The sequence below is a fragment of the Aeromicrobium sp. genome, assembly GCF_047606445.1.
In the GTDB taxonomy this organism is placed as follows: Bacteria; Actinomycetota; Actinomycetes; order Propionibacteriales; family Nocardioidaceae; genus Aeromicrobium.
The window spans coordinates 1-16,730 of the sequence record NZ_JASGEK010000058.1 but is presented as its reverse complement, the minus strand read 5'-3'; the positions used below and the strand labels follow the sequence as shown (position 1 = coordinate 16,730).

Genomic DNA, 16,730 nt, shown 5'->3' with positions numbered 1-16,730 from the left:
GACTCCCCCTGGCGGTCCCGCCGTCCGCTCCGTGGTCGCGGCCTGTGGACAAAGCGGGTGACAAAATCCTCGTCTCCCGCTGAGGTGGGCTCATGCCCTCACCTGAGCACGAGGCCGCCATCGAGTTGATGCGCCTCGCCCCGCAGTTGGCGACCGACCTCCTCGGCCGCCTGTTCGGCGTGGACGTGTCGGCGTGTGCCAGCGCGACGGCCTTCGCGGAGACCTCGCGGACGATGACCCCGCGCACCGTCCACGCCGACGCCGCGTTCGTCTATCACGACGCCGACGGCGAGCCGGTGCTCTCCGTCGTCTTCGAGGCGCAACGCTCCTGGGACGACGACAAACGACAGACCTGGCGGCTCTACCTCGCCCATCTCCAATACGAGACGCGGGTCCCGGCGGCCCTGATCGTCTACTGCCCCGACCCGAGGGTCGCCGCCCGGTATCGGTCGACGTTGGAGGACGACGGGATCAGCTCGCTGCTGCGTCCGCTGATCGTCACGCCGGACGACCTGCCGCTGGTCGTCGACCCCGACGCGGCCGCCCGCGACCCGGAGTTCACCGTCTTGGCGGCGCTCGCCCACCACCGGGACTCCCAACTGCTCCAGGCGTTCCCTGCCATCGACGCCGCCTTGGCCTCACTGGTCGGCAGGCTGGGAACCGACCGCGCGATCGCCTACCATGACGTCATCAACGCCGTCATGCCCGAACCCACATCTACGGCTTGGAGGGATTACATGAGCACGACCGCCATCCCACGCGTCTGGCTCAGCGACGAGTTCCAGGAGCTCCATGAGAAGGGCTACCTCAAAGGGGTGGCCGAGGCTGTCCTGAAAGTCCTCGACGTGCGAGGTGTCGCGGTTCCTGAAGCCATCCGTGAGCAGATCATCAGCACCACCGACTTGGATCGGCTGAACCGTTGGATCGAAGTCGCAGGCACCGCGACGTCCCTCGACGACCTCGGCCTCTGACTCAGCCGAGCACGGCGACGAGGGTCTCCTGGACGTAGCCGAGCCATTCGTACACCTCGACCATCGCCACCGCCTGCTCGTCGTCGGAGTGAACGATCAGGTCGGCGTCGTCCTCGTCCTCGATGCCGACACGCACGGCGATGGCGAGGCGGAGGTCGGTGAGCGACTTGAGCCAGGACATCGCCGCCTCGGGGCCGAGCTCCACCTCGACCGGCTCGGCGACCCCCAACTCGTCGGGGTCGAAGCCGCCGACGATCAGCGCGGCGATGACCGCCTCGGCGTTGCCGACCTTCGCGGCGGTGAGCGCCTGCTCGCTGTAGCGACGGAACTCGCCGGACTCCTCGGCGTCGTCGTGGTAGGCGTCGGGCAGCAGCCGGCGCAGCACGGGGTCCTCCGGCGGCAGGCTCGGGCCGTTGAGGCCGAGTTGCGCGGCCAGCGGGTCGGCGTCGGCCACCGCCTCGCCGTGACGGTCGCGCAGCAGCTCGACGAGCTGTCGGGCGAGGTTGGCCAGCAGCGCCGCCTCGCCGGGCTCGAAGACGGCCAGGATCTTGCCGCGACGACGGCGGCGGAAGGGCGTCACTGGTCGTCCTTGCCGACGGTGGCCCAGAGCCCGTAGTCGTGCATGGCCTGCACGTGGCGCTCCATCTCCTCGCGGCCGCCGCTGGCCACGACGGCGCGGCCCTCCTCGTGCACCGCGAGCATGAGCGTGTTCGCCTTCTCCTCGGAATAGCCGAAGTAGCTGCGGAAGACGAACGACACGTAGCTCATCAGGTTGACCGGGTCGTTCCAGACGATGGTGACCCACGGCCGATCGACGGACAGGTCCTCGGCGACCTCGCTGTCGAGGTGCTGAGTCGGCGCGGCGGTGGTCACGCCCCCATTGTGCTACACCCAGATTTGCTGGCTTATCCACCGTTCCCCTGCCGACGAATGGTGGATAAGCCAGCAAATCTGGCTAGAGGGCGGCCCGGAGGAGGTCGAAGGAGGCCAGGCGGGCGGGGGCTGCGGCGGGGTCGACGCCGACGTGCTCGGAGACGGTGGGGTGGAGCATGACCTCGGTGACGCCGAAACGGTCGGCCAGTTCGGTCAGGTGGGCCGCCACCGCGTCGGGGGTTCCGACGCCGCCCTTGCGGAGCTGCGCCGCGACGAGGGGCTCCAGCCGTTCGGGCAACTCGTCGTCGTCGCCGGCCAACGCCAGCGGACGCATCGGCAGCCCTGATCGCAGCAGCGCCATGTTGACCGCGTTCGGGCGGGCCAGCTCCCGCGCCTCCGCGTCGGTCTCAGCCACCGCGACGTTGACCGTCAAGAACGTGGTCGGCTCGGCGCACAGCTCGCTCGGCGTGAAGTGGCTCCGGTAGTGCGCCAACGCCTCCTCGGTCCCATGACCGGAGAAGTGGTGCGCGAAGACGTACGGCAGTCCCTTCGCGGCGGCCAGCTCAGCGGAGTACATCGACGAGCCGAGCAGCCACAGCGCCGGGACCGAGGCGGCCGCCGGGGTCGCCTTCAGCACATAGTCCCGGCGACGCCCACGCCGTCGGGGCTCATCAGCGCCATCACGTCGTCGAGGTACTGCGGGAAGCGCTGGACGTCGGTGTCGTCGCGCCCGGCCGCGCCGCGCAACGCCACCGAGGTGACGGGGTCAGAGCCGGGCGCGCGACCGATGCCGAGGTCGATCCGGCCCGGGTGCGCGGCCTCCAGCAGCGCGAACTGCTCGGCGACCGCGAGCGGCGCGTGATTGGGCAGCATGACCCCGCCCGACCCGATCCGCAGCCGCTCGGTGGCCGCCGCGAGCATCGCGATGAGCACCGGCGGGCTGGTCGCCGCGACCGACGGCATGTTGTGGTGCTCGGCCACCCAGTACCGCTCGAAACCGAGCCGGTCGGCGGCCTGAGCGGTCGCGACGCTGACGGCCAGCGCGTCACGCGTGCGCTGATCGGCACGGACGGGGAGAAGGTCGAGCAGGGAGAGCCTCACGCCCTCATCAACGACGAGAGCCCGTGAGAGCTTCCCTCAACTCGGCGCCATCACCTGCGGACCCCCACTCACGCATGGTCACTGACGCGTGAGGGTCACGATCACGCCGCCGGAGTCGTCCTTGAGGACCATCGTGTCATCGCCGTCGAACTCCACTCGATAAGTCCGCTCGTTGGGCGGCTGTCGCACCACCATGACGTGCTCGCCGCTCGTCCCGTCGCTCAACGAGCAGGTCGCGACGCCGCCGATGTCGAGGGGCTGACCCTGGTTGTAATACATGCCGGAGCACGAGCCGTTGTCGTTGATGGTCTTGACGCCGGTCCCATCGTCCGGCGACCACACTCCAACGATGTCGGGCTCGCCCTCCACGGCGGCGCACGCGACCAGCGACACACCACCGCGGCCAGCCCGATGACACTCGACACGACGCGGCCGACGCCGGGCGTCACCATCCCACCTCGACGACTACCTGTCTCCATCGCTGACTCCTCTCGTCACAGCTCCCTCACGGAGCTACCGGGACACCAACGTCGCCCGGTTTCCGAGGATCGTCAATGGGAGAAGTCCCCCTGTCGCGATCTCCGCCGATCAAGCCGGCGGACAGAACAGCACGAGAATCCCAGAAGTCCCGACGCCAGCCGCCGGAGGCGGCTAGGCCCGGACGGCCCAGCGGCGGATCAGATCGACCCGCTGCTGCAAGACCTCGACGGAGGCCGAGGCGGCGGGCGGGCCGCCGGTGGACTCGCGCAGCTTGGTGTGGATCACCGCGTGCGGCTCGTTCGTGCGGTGGTGCCAGGCGGCGACCAGGCCGTTCAACTCACGCCGCAGCTCGCTGCGCCGCTCGTGCAGCACCGCCTCCTCACGCGGGGTCGGCTCCTTCTTCGCGGCCTTGCTCCGGCGGCTCTGCTTGAGCACCTCGGCCACCTGATCGGGCTCCAACAGACCCGGGATGCCGAGCAGGTCCAGCTCCTCGCCGTCGGCCGCGACGTCCTCGTACTCGAACTCGCCGCCGTCGTACAGGACCTTGTCGAAGGACGCCTGGCTGCCGAGCGCCTTGTACTGGTTCTCCAACTCCGCCGACGCGCCCTCGGACTGCTGGGCGCGGGCCAACAGCTCGGCCTCGGCGGCGAACAGGTCGTCCTCGTCTTCGACCGGCCGCCCGATGACGTGGTCGCGCTGCTGCTCCAAGTCGCTGGCCAACTCCAACAGGCGCGGCACACTCGGCAGGAAGATCGTCGCCGTCTCGCCGCGCCGCCGGGTCCGCACGAAACGGCCCACCGCCTGCGCGAAGAACAGCGGCGTCGAGGTGGTGGTGGCGTAGACGCCGACCGACAGACGCGGGATGTCGACGCCCTCGCTGACCATGCGCACCGCGACCATCCACGGCTCGATGCCCGCCGAGAACTCGGCGATCTTCTGGCTGGACCCGTCCTCGTCGGACAGCACGACCACGGGCGTCACGCCGGTGATGTCGGCGAGGGTCCGGGCGTAGGCGCGCGCGGAGTTCTGGTCCGAGGCGATGACGAGGCCGCCCGCGTCGGGCACGTCGCGGCGCACCTCCACCAGACGCCGGTGCGCGGCGGCCAGCACCTCGGGGATCCACGACCCCTCGGGGTCGAGCGCGGTGCGCAACGCCTGGGCGGTGGCGTCCTTGGTCATCGGCTCGCCGAGCCGCGCCTGGATCTCGTCGCCGGCGCGGGTGCGCCAGTGCAGGTCGCCGGAGTACGCCATGAACAGCACCGGCCGCACGACCCCGTCGCGCAACGCCTGGCCGTAGCCGTAGGAGTGGTCGGCGACGCTCACCTGCGTGCCGTCGTCGGCCATCGCGTACTCGACGAACGGGATGGGACTGTCGTCGGAACGGAAGGGCGTGCCGGTCAGGCACAGCCGCCGCACCGCCGGGTCGCAGGCCTCACGGACCGCGTCGCCCCAGGTGAAGGAGTCGCCCGCGTGATGCACCTCGTCGAGGATCACCATCGTGCGACGCTGCTCGATCCGCACCCGGAAGGCCGTCGGGTTGACCGCGAGCCCGGCGTAGGTGACCGCGAAGCCGCGGAACCCCTGACCGAGCGCGCCGTTGCTGCCGACCGTCGGGTCGAGCGCGATGCCGACGCCCGAGGCGGCCTGCGCCCACTGGACCTTCAGGTGCTCGGTCGGCGCGACGACGACGATCCGCTCGACGACCCCGCGCTTGAGCAGGTCGGCGGCGAGTTTCAGCGCGAAGGTGGTCTTGCCGGCGCCCGGCGTGGCGACCGCCATGAAGTCGCGCGGCTGCCGCCGCCGGTACTCCTCGAACGCCGCCCGCTGCCAGGCCCGTAGACGCGTGCCGCTCACTCAGCGCCCGACGGGCCGGAGGAGCCGTCGCCCTCGCCGTCGCTCATGGACTCCCAGATCTCCTTGCACTCCGGGCAGACCGGGAAACGCTGCGGGTCGCGGCTGGGCACCCAGACCTTGCCGCACAGGGCGACGACCGGCGTGCCCATGACCATCGCCTCGGTGAGCACGTCCTTGGGCACGTAATGGCTGAAACGCTCGTGATCGCCCTCCTCGAGGCGCTGCTGCGTGCGCTCGTCGAGGACCGTCTGCGTGCCACGTCCGAAAAATCCCACCCCGGCAGTCTACGCGCCCCGCGGCCCGGAGCCAACGGCATCAGTCCAGCGCGGGATCGGCCGGCAGCGTCGCCCAGAACCGCGGGCGCCGGGGTGGCGACGAGAAATCGGCCTCGCCACGTGCCCGTACGCCTATGATGCCCGCATGCCCGACAACGCATCCGAGGACGCCGAGCGCGAGTTCACCATCGACGAGCTGGCGGCGCATGTCGGCATGACCGTGCGCAACGTCCGCGCGTACGCCGGGCGCGGCATCCTGCCCCTGCCCCGCCTGGAGGGGCGCACCGGCTACTACGGCCGCGAGCACGTGCAGCGGTTGCAACTGGTGCGCGAGATGCTCGACCGGGGCTTCACGCTCGCGGCCATCGAGTCGAGCATCCGCGACGCCCGTCCCGCAGTCGCCGGACACGCCCTCGACCTGCTGCACCTGCTCGACGAGCCACACGACGTGGAGCCGGAGATCATGACCCGCGACGCGCTCGCGGCGCTGGCCGGGGTGCCCCGCGACGCGCAGCTCATCGACGACCTCGCCTCACTGAACCTCGTCCGCTGGCTCGACGAGGACACCGTCGAGCTGTTGCAGCCGCAGATCGTGCGCACCGGCGCGACGGTCGTGCAGTTGGGCCTCGATCCGTCGACGGTGATCTCCTTCTATCCGCTGATGCGCCGCCAGCTGCGGACGATCGCCGACTCTTTCGTGGCGGCGGTCGCGCGCGAGGCCATCGACCCGTTCTTGGAGAAGGGCCTGCCCGAGGACGAGTGGCAGCAGGTGCTCGGCATGATCCAGAGCCTGCTGCCGATCGCCGGGCAGGTGACCGTCGCGGTGCTCCGCGAGCAGCTGGGCGAGGCCATCGACGACGAGTTGTCGTCGGTCATCGAGCAGTTGCAGGTCGCCGAGGACGCCGCCGGGAAGGACTGATCCCCGGGCGTGACAACGACCCCCGCGGCTCAGCTCCGATGGGAGGGGAGGCGAGCTGCGGGGGTCGTTGGTTCAGAGGGGCCTCAGGCCGCCATCACGTACCGCAGACGCTGCAAGAGCGTCGGCGCGGGCGCCGGGTGGATCTCCGGCAGCACCGACCGCTCGCGGGCGGACTCGGCGATCTCGTGACCCTGCTCGACCAGGTCCGGCGATAACGCCGGCACGCCGGCCGCACGGGCGAGGATCTCGTCCTCCTTGGCGATGGCCTTGGCCATCTCCGGCAGATCGCGGGCCTCGTCGAGCAGACGTCGCGCGCCCGGCAGGGCGGCGGCGGCGTCGACCCAGGCGTCGATCACGCCGATCTGCGGCGTGTCGGCCCCGTCGCCGGCCAGGTTGTCGAGACGGGTGTTGAGCTCGCTCGCCCAGCGCAGCTGGATGTCGAGCAGCAGCAGGGTGGTGTCGGGGTAGACCTCACGGGCCTCGGGCACGGCACGCAGCACGGAGTCGAGCGTGGCGTCGGTATCGGCGTCGGCAACCGTCAAGATCTCTTGAACAACTGTCTTGCGACGGCGGTAAGCATCCCAGGTCATGGTCGCGGTCCTTTCGTCGGGAACCGACGTACTGTCGGTACGTACTCGGAGTACGTACTTCGAGTATGGCGCATTTACGCAGGTCAGGCCACTCACGGCAGTGTGATTCGCCCCACCGGACCATCCCCCGGTTAGAGTGTGACCCATGACGCATCCGGCGAAGGTGCTCCGCGCGGCCCGCAGCAAGGCGACCGGGCGCGGCTACTCCTCGGGGACCAAGAAGGCCCTCGTGCAGAGCGCGCGACGGCTCTTCGCCGACCACGGCTACGCCGGGACCTCGCTCGACGAGATCGTCGCCGCCTCCCGCGTCACCAAAGGCGCGTTCTACCACCATTTCCGGAGCAAACTCGCCCTCTTCGACACGGTCTTCACCGAGCTCCAAGACGTCGCGATCGAGCGCATCCGCAACGCCCAGGACGCCGAGAAGGACCCCTGGGACAAAGCCCGCGCCGGACTGCGCGCCTACCTCGACGTCAGCCGCGATCCGGAGTTCCGCCGCGTCTGCATGCAGGAGGCCCCGGTGGCCCTCGGCCAGGAGGCCTTCAACGAGGCGGAGCGACGCACCTCACACGGCCTGATCAGCGACAACGTCTCCCAGCTGCTCGCCGAGATGGGCGTGGAGGACATGGACCCCGAGGCGCTGGCCGCCGTGTTCCACGGGGCGATCCGCTCCTCGGCGGAGTTCGTCGCCGACTCCAGCGACCCCGACCTCGCCAGCGAGCAGGTGGAGCAGTCGATCAACCTCATCATGTCGGCGCTGCGCCACCTCGGCACCGCCGTCGCCGAGGTCGCCAAGGCCGACGAGGGCGACTGAGCCGGCTCAGCGCAGCTCGGCCGAGCCGGTGCCGTCCGGGACCAGCTCCACCCAGGTCTTGCCGGCAGGGAGCGTGACCGACGCGCCGTCGGCGTCGGCGAAGAACACCGTGCTCGACGCGACGTCCTTGGTCCAGGTGACCTCGACGGCCTGGCCGCCGATCACCACGACGCCCTGGCCCGAGCCGACGAACTGGGTCTCCGGCACCGGATTTCCCTCGCTGTCGGTGTAGCCGGCGTCGACCACAGGCGCGTAGACCACCACGAGGTTCTCGGCCGCGAAGGCCTCCCCCTCGGCGGCGAGGTCGTCGACCCGCGTCCATCGGCCGTCGGCGTAGACCAGACGCGTGGTGTGGCTCGGCGAGAAGGTGACGCTCGCCTCGGTGACCGGACGGGCTCCCGCCGCCGGGGCGATCTCCTGCCCGGCCGGGGAGAAGGCGAAGTACGGGCCGGGGATGTCCGACTTCCCCGCCTCCTCGGCGAGCGCGGAGAGGTCGACGAGCCGATTGAACGGCCGTTCCTTCGCGTCGTCGTCGCTGAAGCCCGGCGCGCCGTCGTCCTCGGAGAAGTAGTCGACCCCCGCCCTCTCCAGCACGGTGATCGTCTCGTCCGCCCCGCCGGAGGCCACCAGTTGTCCGTCCACCGACGCCACGACACTGGCGTCCGTGCCGCGCAGCGAGCGCACATGGCCGACCTTCTCGGGCAGGCTCGAGTGGTAGAAGGCCGCCAGCCGCGTGACGCCGCCCTCGACCATCTCCTCGACGACCAGCTCCGCGTCGGACAGGCCGTACTGCGGCGCGCCGTCGGCGGTGTTCTCGACCTTGACCACGAACACCGGGTTGTCCGGCGGACCCTTCTCGAACCTCACGCCGGTCAGCGGGGAGACCGGGACGACGGAGGTGTTGTCGTCCTTGGCCTCCTCGTCCTTCTTCGCGAGCTCGCGCGCCATCAGCACGACGATGGTCACGACCATGACGGCGGCGAGAGCGAGAGCGATCCAACGCGACTTCCTCTTCATGCGGTTCAGCATGCCGCACGGCGACGCGGATGTGTCAGTGGGCGCTGAGACGATGAGCCCGTGTCCGATCCGCTCGCCCGCCTCTCCCCCGCCGCGCGCGCGTGGCTGACCGAGAGCCTGGGCGCGCCGACCCCCGCGCAGGCGGCGGCCTGGACCGCGCCCGAGGACCAGCACCTGCTCGTCGTCGCGCCCACCGGGTCGGGCAAGACGCTCGCGGCCTTCCTGTCGGCGCTCGACGGCCTGCTGCACGCCGAGGAGGACGCGGGCGGCGTCTCGGTGCTCTACATCTCGCCGATCAAGGCGCTCGCGGTCGACGTCGAGCGCAATCTGCGCTCGCCGCTGGTCGGCGTGGGGCACGCCGCCGCCCGCGACGGCCGGTCGCTGCGGAACGTGTCGGTCGGCGTGCGGTCGGGCGACACCCCGCCCGAGGAACGGCGGCGACTGTCCAGCCATCCGCCCGACATCCTCATCACCACGCCCGAGTCGCTGTTCCTCCTGCTCACCTCGGCCGCGCGCGAGACGCTGCGCACGGTCCGCACGGTCATCGTCGACGAGATCCACGCGGTCGCCGGCACCAAGCGAGGCGCGCATCTGGCGCTCAGCCTCGAACGGCTCGACGCGCTGACCGACCGTCCGGCGCGGCGCATCGGCCTCAGCGCCACCGTCCGCCCCACCGACGAGGTCGCCCGTTTCCTCGGCGGCGGCGGCCGTCCCGTCACCGTCGCCGACCCGCCCGCGCCGCGTCTGCTCGACCTCGACGTGCGGGTGCCGGTCGACGACCTCGGCGACATCCCGGCGGCCTCCGAGGACGGCCCGGCGGGCAGCATCTGGCCGCACGTCGAGCAGCAGGTGCTCGACCTCGTGCTGGCGCACCGCTCCACCATCGTCTTCGCGAACTCGCGCGGGCTCGCCGAGCGGCTCACGTCGCGGCTGAACGAGGCGTGGGCGGCGCGGCGGGGCGAGAACCGACCGCCGGAGGCCGACACACGCGCGCCCGCGCAGATCCTCGGCGGCAGCGGCACGTCGAAGGGCGTCGCGCACGGTGACGTCGAGGTCATCGCGCGGGCGCACCACGGGTCGGTCAGCAAGGAGCAGCGAGCGCTCATCGAGGACGACCTGAAGTCCGGGCGGCTGCCGTGCGTCGTGGCGACGTCGAGCCTGGAGCTCGGCATCGACATGGGCGCGGTCGACCTCGTGGTGCAGGTCGGAGCGCCGCCTTCGGTCGCCTCGGGGTTGCAACGAGTGGGCCGGGCGGGCCATCAGGTCGGCGCGCGCTCCCGCGGCGTGGTCTTCCCCACCTCGCGGGTCGATCTGCTGAGCGCGGCGGTGACCGCCGGGCGCATGGTCGACGGGGCCATCGAGGCGCTGCGCGTGCCCGCCAACCCGCTCGACGTGCTCGCCCAGCAGACGGTCGCGGCCTGCGCGCTCGACCCGCTCGACGTCGAGGAGTGGTTTTCCACCGTCCGTCGCAGCGCGCCGTTCGCCACCCTGCCGCGCCGGGTCTACGAGTCGGTGCTCGACCTGCTGGCGGGCCGCTATCCCTCGGAGGACTTCGCCGAGCTGCGCCCGCGCGTCGTCTGGGACCGCGACGCCGGCACGCTCACCGGTCGTCCGGGCGCGCAGCGGCTCGCGGTCACCAGCGGCGGAACCATTCCCGACCGGGGGCTGTTCACGGTCGTGCTTCCCGCCGACGACGAGTCGGTGTCGGGAGCACCGCGCCGGGTGGGCGAGCTCGACGAGGAGATGGTCTACGAGACCCGGCTGCACGACGTGATCGCGCTCGGCGCGTCGAGTTGGCGGGTGCAGGAGATCACCCACGACCGGGTCGTCGTCACCCCGGCGCCCGGCCTGCCCGCCCGGCTGCCGTTCTGGCGCGGCGACGCGGTGGGCCGCTCGGCCGAGCTGGGCCAGGCCATCGGCGCGGCGGTCCGTCAACACAGCGCCGAGACCGCCAGCGACGTGCTCGACGGACGCGCGGCCGGCAATCTCACCGCCTTCCTCGCCGAGCAGCGGGCGGCCACCGGCGTCGTGCCCACCGACCAGACGCTCGTGGTCGAGTCCTTCCGCGACGAACTCGGCGACTGGCGCGTCGTGCTGCACTCGCCCTACGGCCGCCGGGTCCACGCGCCATGGGCGCTGGCGGTGGCCGCGCGCATCCGCGAGCGTTTCGACTTCGACGGCTCGGTGGTAGCCTCCGACGACGGCATCGTGGCCCGGCTGCCCGACCTCGACGGCGACGCCGCCCCGCCCGTCGCCGACCTGTTCGTCCTCGACCCCGACGACCTGGAGCGCGTCGTCGCCGCGGAGGTCGGCGGGTCGGCGCTGTTCGCGGCGCGTTTCCGCGAGTGCGCGGCGCGGGCGCTGCTGCTGCCGCGCCGCTCGCCGGGTTCCCGCGCGCCGCTGTGGCAGCAGCGGCAGCGCTCGGCGCAGCTGTTGGAGGTGGCCCGCCAGCACGACGACTTCCCGATCCTGTTGGAGACGGCCCGCGAGTGCCTGCAAGACGTCTACGACCTGCCCGCGCTGACCGGGCTCATGCGACGGCTCGCCGACCGTTCGGTGGCGCTGGTCGAGGTCACCACCGAGCAGGCCTCGCCCTTCGCGCAGAACCTCGTCTTCGGCTATGTCGCGGCCTTCCTCTACGAGGGCGACGCGCCGTTAGCCGAACGGCGGGCGGCGGCGCTGTCGCTCGACTCGGGCCTGCTGGCCGAGCTGCTGGGGCACGCCGAGCTGCGCGATCTGCTCGACGCCGACGTGCTGGCCGAGGTCGAGGCCGAGCTGCAACGCCTCGCCGAGGGCTGGCGGGCCAAGGACGCCGAACAGGTGGCCGACCTGGTGCGGCGCGTCGGCCCGCTGCCCGCGGCCGAGGTGGCCGAGCGGTGCGTCGATCCCGACGCCGCGGCAGGCTGGCTCGCCGAGCTGGCGGGGGCGCGGCGGCTGATGGAGGTGCAGGTCGGCGGCGCGCCGATGTGGGCCGCCGTCGAGGACGCCGCGCGCCTGCGCGACGGGCTCGGCGTGGCGCTGCCGCCCGGCCTGCCCGAGGCCTATCTCGAACCGGCCGGCGACCCGCTGTCGGAGTTGGCGACGCGGCACGCGCGCTGTCACGGCCCGTTCGCCGCCGCCGACCTCGCCCGTCGCTGGGGGCTGGGCGTCGCGCCGCTGCTCGACGTGTTGCGACGGCTGGCGCAGGAGGGTCGCCTCGTCGAGGGCGAGTTCCGTCCCGAGGCCGCGAGCGAATGGGTCGACGCCGAGGTGCTGCGCCGCCTGCGACGGCGCAGTCTGGCCGCCGCTCGCCGTCAGGTCGAGCCGGTCGACCCCGCCACGCTCGTGCGTTTCCTACCGTCCTGGCACGGCCTCGGGCAGACCCGGCGCGGCGAGGCGGGCCTGCTGGAGACGGTGGAGCAGTTGGCCGGACTGACGCTGCCCGCGAGCGCGTGGGAGTCGCTGGTCCTGCCCGGCCGCGTCGCCGACTACTCCCCCGCGCTACTCGACGCGCTGCTCGACGAGGGCGAGGTCGTGTGGACGGGCGCGGGCACGCTCGGCGCGAGCGACGGCTGGGTGAGCCTGCTCCCCGCCGACCTCGTCGGTCTGCGCCGCGTCGGCGAGGTCGAGTCCTCGGACGTGCACGAGGCGGTGCTCGACGTCCTGGGCCGCGGCGGGGCGTTCCGCTTCACCGACCTCATCGGCATGGTCGAGGACCCGGAGGCGCGGCTGGCCGACGTGCTGTGGGAGCTCGCGTGGGCCGGGCGGGTCTCCAACGACTCCTTCGCGCCATTGCGGGCCCGGGTCAAGGGTCCGGCGCGCGCGCCGCGTCCCACGGCTCGGCCCCGGCGTCTCGGCGCGCGGCCGCTGCGTCCGGTCACCCCTCCGGCCGTGGCGGGCCGTTGGTTCGCGCTGCCCGACGACGACCTCGACCCCACCCGCCGCGCCGTCGCCCAGGCCGAGATCTTGGTGGCGCGGCACGGCGTGCTCACCAAGGGCGCGCTCGGCGTCGAGCAGGTTCCGGGCGGTTTCGCCGGGGTCTACCGGGTGCTGCGCGCCTCACAGGAGCAGGGCACGGTGCTGCGCGGCATGTTCGTCGACGGGCTCGGCGCGGCGCAGTTCGCGGCCCCGTCCACGGTCGACGTCCTGCGCCAGCACGCCCGTGACGCTGAGGAGGGAGTCAGCGGCCCGGCGCTGGCTCTCGCGGCGACCGACCCGGCGCAACCCTTCGGCGCGACCCTGCCCTGGCCCCCGTCGTCCGCCGACGAGACGAGCCACCGTCCGGCCCGGCGGGCCGGGGCGCTGGTGCTCGTCGCGGACGGCTCGCTCGTGGCCTATCTGGAGCGCGGCGGCAAGCGCGTGCTCACCTTCACCGCCGACGCCGACCTGCTGCGCGCGGCGGCCACGGCGCTCGCCTCCACCGGCCGCAGCGGACGGCTCGGCCGCCTGCGCGTCGAACAGGTCGACGGCCGCCCGGTCACCGGCAGCCCCTTCGGCACAGCGCTGATCGCGGCAGGCTTCGAGCCGCATCCCAAGGGAGTCCAGCTGCGATGAGGCAGTGCGCCAGAATGTGTCAGCGACCTGTGGTGGACTGTCCTCATCCAATTTTCTTGTGCTCTAGAGGATGACTCCATGCCGAACTACACATCCGTCGAAGTGTGCGCCGGCGCTGGCGGTCAGGCCCTCGGCCTCGAAGCCGCGGGTTTCGACCACCTCGCGTGCGTCGAGTGGGAACCGGCCGCGTGCGAGACGTTGCGCGCCAACCGTCCTGCCTGGAACGTCATTGAGAGCGACCTACGTGATTGGGAACCGGCCCCTGAGCTGATCGGGGTGGACCTTCTCGCCGGAGGCGTGCCTTGTCCTCCCTTCTCCATCGCAGGACAACAGCTCGGGCGCGACGATGAACGCGACCTCTTCCCCGAGATCGTCCGCCTGGCCGAGGCTCTCCAGCCCCGAGCTCTGATGATCGAGAACGTCCGAGGCCTCCTTGGCTCGAAGTTCGCCGATTACCGTGACGAGATCGTCCGTGAACTCAAAGAACTCGGCTTCGAGCACTGCGGCTGGGAGCTCCTCAATTCCGCTGACTACGGCGTCCCGCAAGCCCGCCGACGTTCCATCCTCGTCATGATGCGCCCCGAGGCGGCGTTCCACTTTCGTTGGCCAAACCCACAGGACGAACAGACCACCGTCGGCGAGACGTTGCTCCCTTATGTGGCCGAGTGGCCCGGCGCCGCCGCCTGGTCTCAGCACGCGCTCGGCATCGCCCCTGCTCTCGTCGGCGGAAGCAAGAAACACGGGGGGGCCGACCTCGGGCCGACACGCGCCCGCGCCCGATGGGCGGAGTTAGGAGTGGACGGACGTGGACTCGCTGACGCGCCACCCGGGCCTGAGACACCGCATGACCACCAACTCCGACTGACCGTGCCAATGGCTGCGGCAGTCCAGGGATTCCCTCCCGACTGGCAATTCCAAGGTCGCAAGACGGCGGCCTACCGGCAGGTCGGCAACGCCTTCCCGCCCCCGGTCGCCACCGCTGTGGGCCAAGCGATCTCCTCAGCTCTGCTGCAAGCCGACGCTGAAGAGGACTGACATGTCGAACCCTCCCGAGTCGCTGATCTTGCGGACACGGTCGGCATTCCACGCCGGCCTGGTCCACAGCGGCACCCTCACCGTCAACGCCAAAGGAGTCGCTTCCATCTCCGACGGCAGCAACTCCCTGTCCACCTCCGTCGGGCGCGAGATCGCCACCGAGCTTCGCGTCGACACCGAGTCCGAACGCGCCGCAGGCCAAACACTGGGCGGCTCGTTCGAAGAAGCCACCGCAGAGTACCTACGGGCGACTTTCCCGGCCTTCCAGATGCTGCGCCCCGGTCAATGGGAGATTCACAAAATCGGCAACAGCCGAAGGTCAGCGATCGCCGCCTATGAGCCTTACCAACATCTAGCGGCCCTCTCCGAAGCAATCCGTCGCGACCCGACTCTTGTGTCAGTACTCGGCAATGCCTACGCGATCTCCCCTGACATCGTAGTCAGTCGCTTTCCAGAGCCTGACTCCCTCATCAACGCCGACGCACGTCTCGTCGACCATGACCACGCTCATCTGACGGTCATACGTGCGGAGAACTCGCCCAGGCCCATCCTCCACGCAGTGGTGTCCTGCAAATGGACACTCCGTTCCGACCGAGCCCAGAACGCCCGGTCGGAGGCGTTGAACCTCATCCGCAACCGTAAGGGTCGGCTGCCGCATATCGTCGTCGTCACCGCCGAACCCACCCCGTCACGGCTGTCCTCCCTCGCGCTCGGAACGGGCGACGTGGACTGCGTGTACCACATCGCACTTCCCGAGCTGGTCGACGCAATGGGCAAACACGGCAACGATGACAACGTCGAGATGTTGAGCACCATGATCGAAGGTCGTCTCGCCTCAAGGACATCAGCGATCTTCCCCTCGACCTGGCCGTGTAAGCGGGCGTTCCGTGCCTGAGGGCGACACCGTGTTCCGCACGGCGGCGAAGCTGCACCGGGAGCTGTCCGGCCACGTGCTGACGCTCAGCGACCTACGCGTGCCGCAGCACGCCACCGCCGACCTGTCCGGGCTCGTGGTCGATGAGACGGCCAGCCGAGGGAAGCACCTGCTGACCCGCGTCGGCCCGTGGACGCTGCACACGCATCTGCGCATGGAGGGCGTCTGGCACGTCCACCCGCACGACACGCGGTGGCGGCGTCCGGCGCACTCGGCGCGGGTCGTCTTGGAGACCGCCGAACGTCAGGCGGTCGGCTTCTGGCTCGGCATGGTCGACCTCGTGCCGCGCGACGCCGAGGACCGGGTGGTCGGCCACCTCGGCCCCGACCTGCTCGGCCCGGATTGGGACACCGCCGAGGCGTTGGCACGGCTGCGCTCCCAACCCGACCGCACGGTCTTCTCAGCGCTGCTCGACCAGCGAAATCTGGCCGGTTTCGGCACCGAGTACACCGCCGAACTGCTCTTCGCGGCCGGAGTCCGCCCGCACACGCCCGTCGGCGAGGTCGCCGATCTGGAGCGGGTGGTGCTGCGCGGCCAGCGCATGCTGCGGGCCGGGGTGGCGCGTCCACAGCGCAGCTTCACCGGCTCGCTCAAGAAGGGCGAGACCACCTGGGTGTTCGCCCGCGAGCACCGCCCCTGCCGCCGCTGCGGCACGACGATCCGCCGCGAGGAGCTCGGCGAGGACCCGGTGCGACGCCGCCGCGCCTTCTGGTGCCCCCACTGCCAACCGGAAGGTGCGGACAAGGCTCCCTTCGAGGCAGGGAGGATGGTGGTGGGTTCTTCCTGGGGCTTGGGTTCTGGCGGGTCTGACTTGCTTAGAGGCTGGCGTGCCTGTGGTTTGGGGACTGCTTCATCGAGAGGTGTCGACCGGTCCGGGTCCAGGTCCGGGGAAGAGCCGCTGGATCGGTCGGCCGGTTCAGGGGTGTGAGCCCTTTGACAGGGGGCCGGGCCAGACGGTCTGACTTCATAGGACCTTGAACCCTGAACGGGGGGTGTTCTCCCTGTCGTGTCGACCTCCTGGCCCACCTTGTGCCCCCTCTTCTCCTCAACGGACATGCCCCGGCCTGTGTCGGCCGATGGAGCGATTCGAGTCACGAAAAGGAAAAGAGGGGACACGCCCGTCATGACCATCACACCCGTCACTCCCGCGACCGAGGTCGTCATCGCCGGGGTCGACACCCACGCCGACACCCACGTCGTCGCGGTACTCACCACCAGCGGACGCCTGTTGACGACCGGCTCGTTCCCGGCGACCGCCAGCGGCTATCGGGACCTGTTGGACTTCGTCGCCTCCCACGGCCTGATCGAGAGGTTCGGGATCGAGCTGACCGGCT

The 16,730-nt window shown here is 71.0% G+C and carries 16 protein-coding genes and 1 pseudogene; 8 read left to right on the top strand and 9 right to left on the bottom strand.

The window, feature by feature from the left end:
* Positions 1 to 92 precede the first annotated feature (92 nt).
* Entirely contained in the window at positions 93 to 971 is an 879-nt protein-coding gene (locus QM621_RS10775; RefSeq protein ID WP_414990381.1) for a hypothetical protein, read from the top strand.
* Position 972: 1 nt separating this feature from the next.
* Here QM621_RS10775 and QM621_RS10770 read toward each other — a convergent pair whose 3' ends face one another.
* From QM621_RS10770 to QM621_RS10740, 7 genes are all read right to left on the bottom strand, one after another.
* Positions 973 to 1,551 (bottom strand): DUF2017 domain-containing protein, encoded by a 579-nt coding sequence (locus tag QM621_RS10770; protein WP_414990380.1) that lies wholly within the window; start codon positions 1,549 to 1,551, stop codon positions 973 to 975.
* Positions 1,548 to 1,844 (bottom strand): ATP-dependent Clp protease adapter ClpS, encoded by a 297-nt coding sequence (gene clpS, locus QM621_RS10765; RefSeq protein ID WP_414990379.1) that lies wholly within the window; start codon positions 1,842 to 1,844, stop codon positions 1,548 to 1,550. Before clpS ends, QM621_RS10770 begins: the two co-directional genes overlap by 4 nt.
* 82 nt (positions 1,845 to 1,926) lie before the next feature.
* Positions 1,927 to 2,481 (bottom strand): LLM class flavin-dependent oxidoreductase, encoded by a 555-nt coding sequence (locus QM621_RS10760; protein WP_414990378.1) that lies wholly within the window; start codon positions 2,479 to 2,481, stop codon positions 1,927 to 1,929.
* The gene (locus QM621_RS10755; RefSeq protein ID WP_414990377.1) at positions 2,475 to 2,945 is read right to left on the bottom strand and encodes an MsnO8 family LLM class oxidoreductase; all 471 of its coding nucleotides are present in this window, start codon (positions 2,943 to 2,945) and stop codon (positions 2,475 to 2,477) included. Before QM621_RS10755 ends, QM621_RS10760 begins: the two co-directional genes overlap by 7 nt.
* A gap of 78 nt (positions 2,946 to 3,023) precedes the next feature.
* Complete coding sequence (locus QM621_RS10750; protein ID WP_414990376.1) at positions 3,024 to 3,338, bottom strand: hypothetical protein; 315 nt, start codon at positions 3,336 to 3,338, stop codon at positions 3,024 to 3,026.
* A 258-nt stretch (positions 3,339 to 3,596) separates the two neighbouring features.
* A complete protein-coding gene (locus QM621_RS10745; protein ID WP_414990375.1) occupies positions 3,597 to 5,279 on the bottom strand; it encodes a DEAD/DEAH box helicase in 1,683 nt (560 codons plus the stop codon).
* Positions 5,276 to 5,554 carry a DUF3039 domain-containing protein gene (locus tag QM621_RS10740; RefSeq protein WP_414990374.1) on the bottom strand — a complete coding sequence of 93 codons (279 nt, stop codon included), beginning with the start codon at positions 5,552 to 5,554 and terminating at the stop codon, positions 5,276 to 5,278. The genes QM621_RS10745 and QM621_RS10740 overlap by 4 nt, the downstream gene beginning before the upstream one ends.
* Before the next feature lie 145 nt (positions 5,555 to 5,699).
* Between QM621_RS10740 and QM621_RS10735 the strand changes: the two genes are divergently transcribed.
* On the top strand, positions 5,700 to 6,473 hold the full coding sequence (locus QM621_RS10735) for a MerR family transcriptional regulator (RefSeq protein WP_414990373.1): 774 nt from the start codon (positions 5,700 to 5,702) through the stop codon (positions 6,471 to 6,473).
* Positions 6,474 to 6,556: 83 nt separating this feature from the next.
* Here QM621_RS10735 and QM621_RS10730 read toward each other — a convergent pair whose 3' ends face one another.
* On the bottom strand, positions 6,557 to 7,063 hold the full coding sequence (locus QM621_RS10730; RefSeq protein ID WP_414990372.1) for a hypothetical protein: 507 nt from the start codon (positions 7,061 to 7,063) through the stop codon (positions 6,557 to 6,559).
* A gap of 145 nt (positions 7,064 to 7,208) precedes the next feature.
* Between QM621_RS10730 and QM621_RS10725 the strand changes: the two genes are divergently transcribed.
* Positions 7,209 to 7,877, top strand: a complete 669-nt coding sequence (locus tag QM621_RS10725; protein WP_414990371.1) for a TetR/AcrR family transcriptional regulator — start codon at positions 7,209 to 7,211, stop codon at positions 7,875 to 7,877.
* Positions 7,878 to 7,883: 6 nt separating this feature from the next.
* Here the strand turns inward: QM621_RS10725 and QM621_RS10720 are convergent, their stop codons facing one another.
* On the bottom strand, positions 7,884 to 8,894 hold the full coding sequence (locus tag QM621_RS10720) for a DUF3048 domain-containing protein (protein ID WP_414990370.1): 1,011 nt from the start codon (positions 8,892 to 8,894) through the stop codon (positions 7,884 to 7,886).
* Positions 8,895 to 8,954: 60 nt separating this feature from the next.
* On the opposite strand from QM621_RS10720, the gene QM621_RS10715 reads away from it, so the two are divergent.
* The 5 genes and pseudogenes from QM621_RS10715 to QM621_RS10695 form a co-directional block, all read left to right on the top strand.
* Positions 8,955 to 13,427 (top strand): ATP-dependent helicase, encoded by a 4,473-nt coding sequence (locus tag QM621_RS10715; RefSeq protein WP_414990369.1) that lies wholly within the window; start codon positions 8,955 to 8,957, stop codon positions 13,425 to 13,427.
* A 78-nt stretch (positions 13,428 to 13,505) separates the two neighbouring features.
* Complete coding sequence (locus tag QM621_RS10710; RefSeq protein WP_414990368.1) at positions 13,506 to 14,462, top strand: DNA cytosine methyltransferase; 957 nt, start codon at positions 13,506 to 13,508, stop codon at positions 14,460 to 14,462.
* 1 nt (position 14,463) lies between these two features.
* On the top strand, positions 14,464 to 15,357 hold the full coding sequence (locus QM621_RS10705; RefSeq protein WP_414990367.1) for an NgoMIV family type II restriction endonuclease: 894 nt from the start codon (positions 14,464 to 14,466) through the stop codon (positions 15,355 to 15,357).
* Positions 15,350 to 16,324 carry a DNA-formamidopyrimidine glycosylase family protein gene (locus QM621_RS10700; RefSeq protein WP_414990366.1) on the top strand — a complete coding sequence of 325 codons (975 nt, stop codon included), beginning with the start codon at positions 15,350 to 15,352 and terminating at the stop codon, positions 16,322 to 16,324. The genes QM621_RS10705 and QM621_RS10700 overlap by 8 nt, the downstream gene beginning before the upstream one ends.
* A 195-nt stretch (positions 16,325 to 16,519) precedes the next feature.
* Positions 16,520 to 16,730, top strand: a pseudogene (locus QM621_RS10695) (hypothetical protein); the annotation flags it as partial.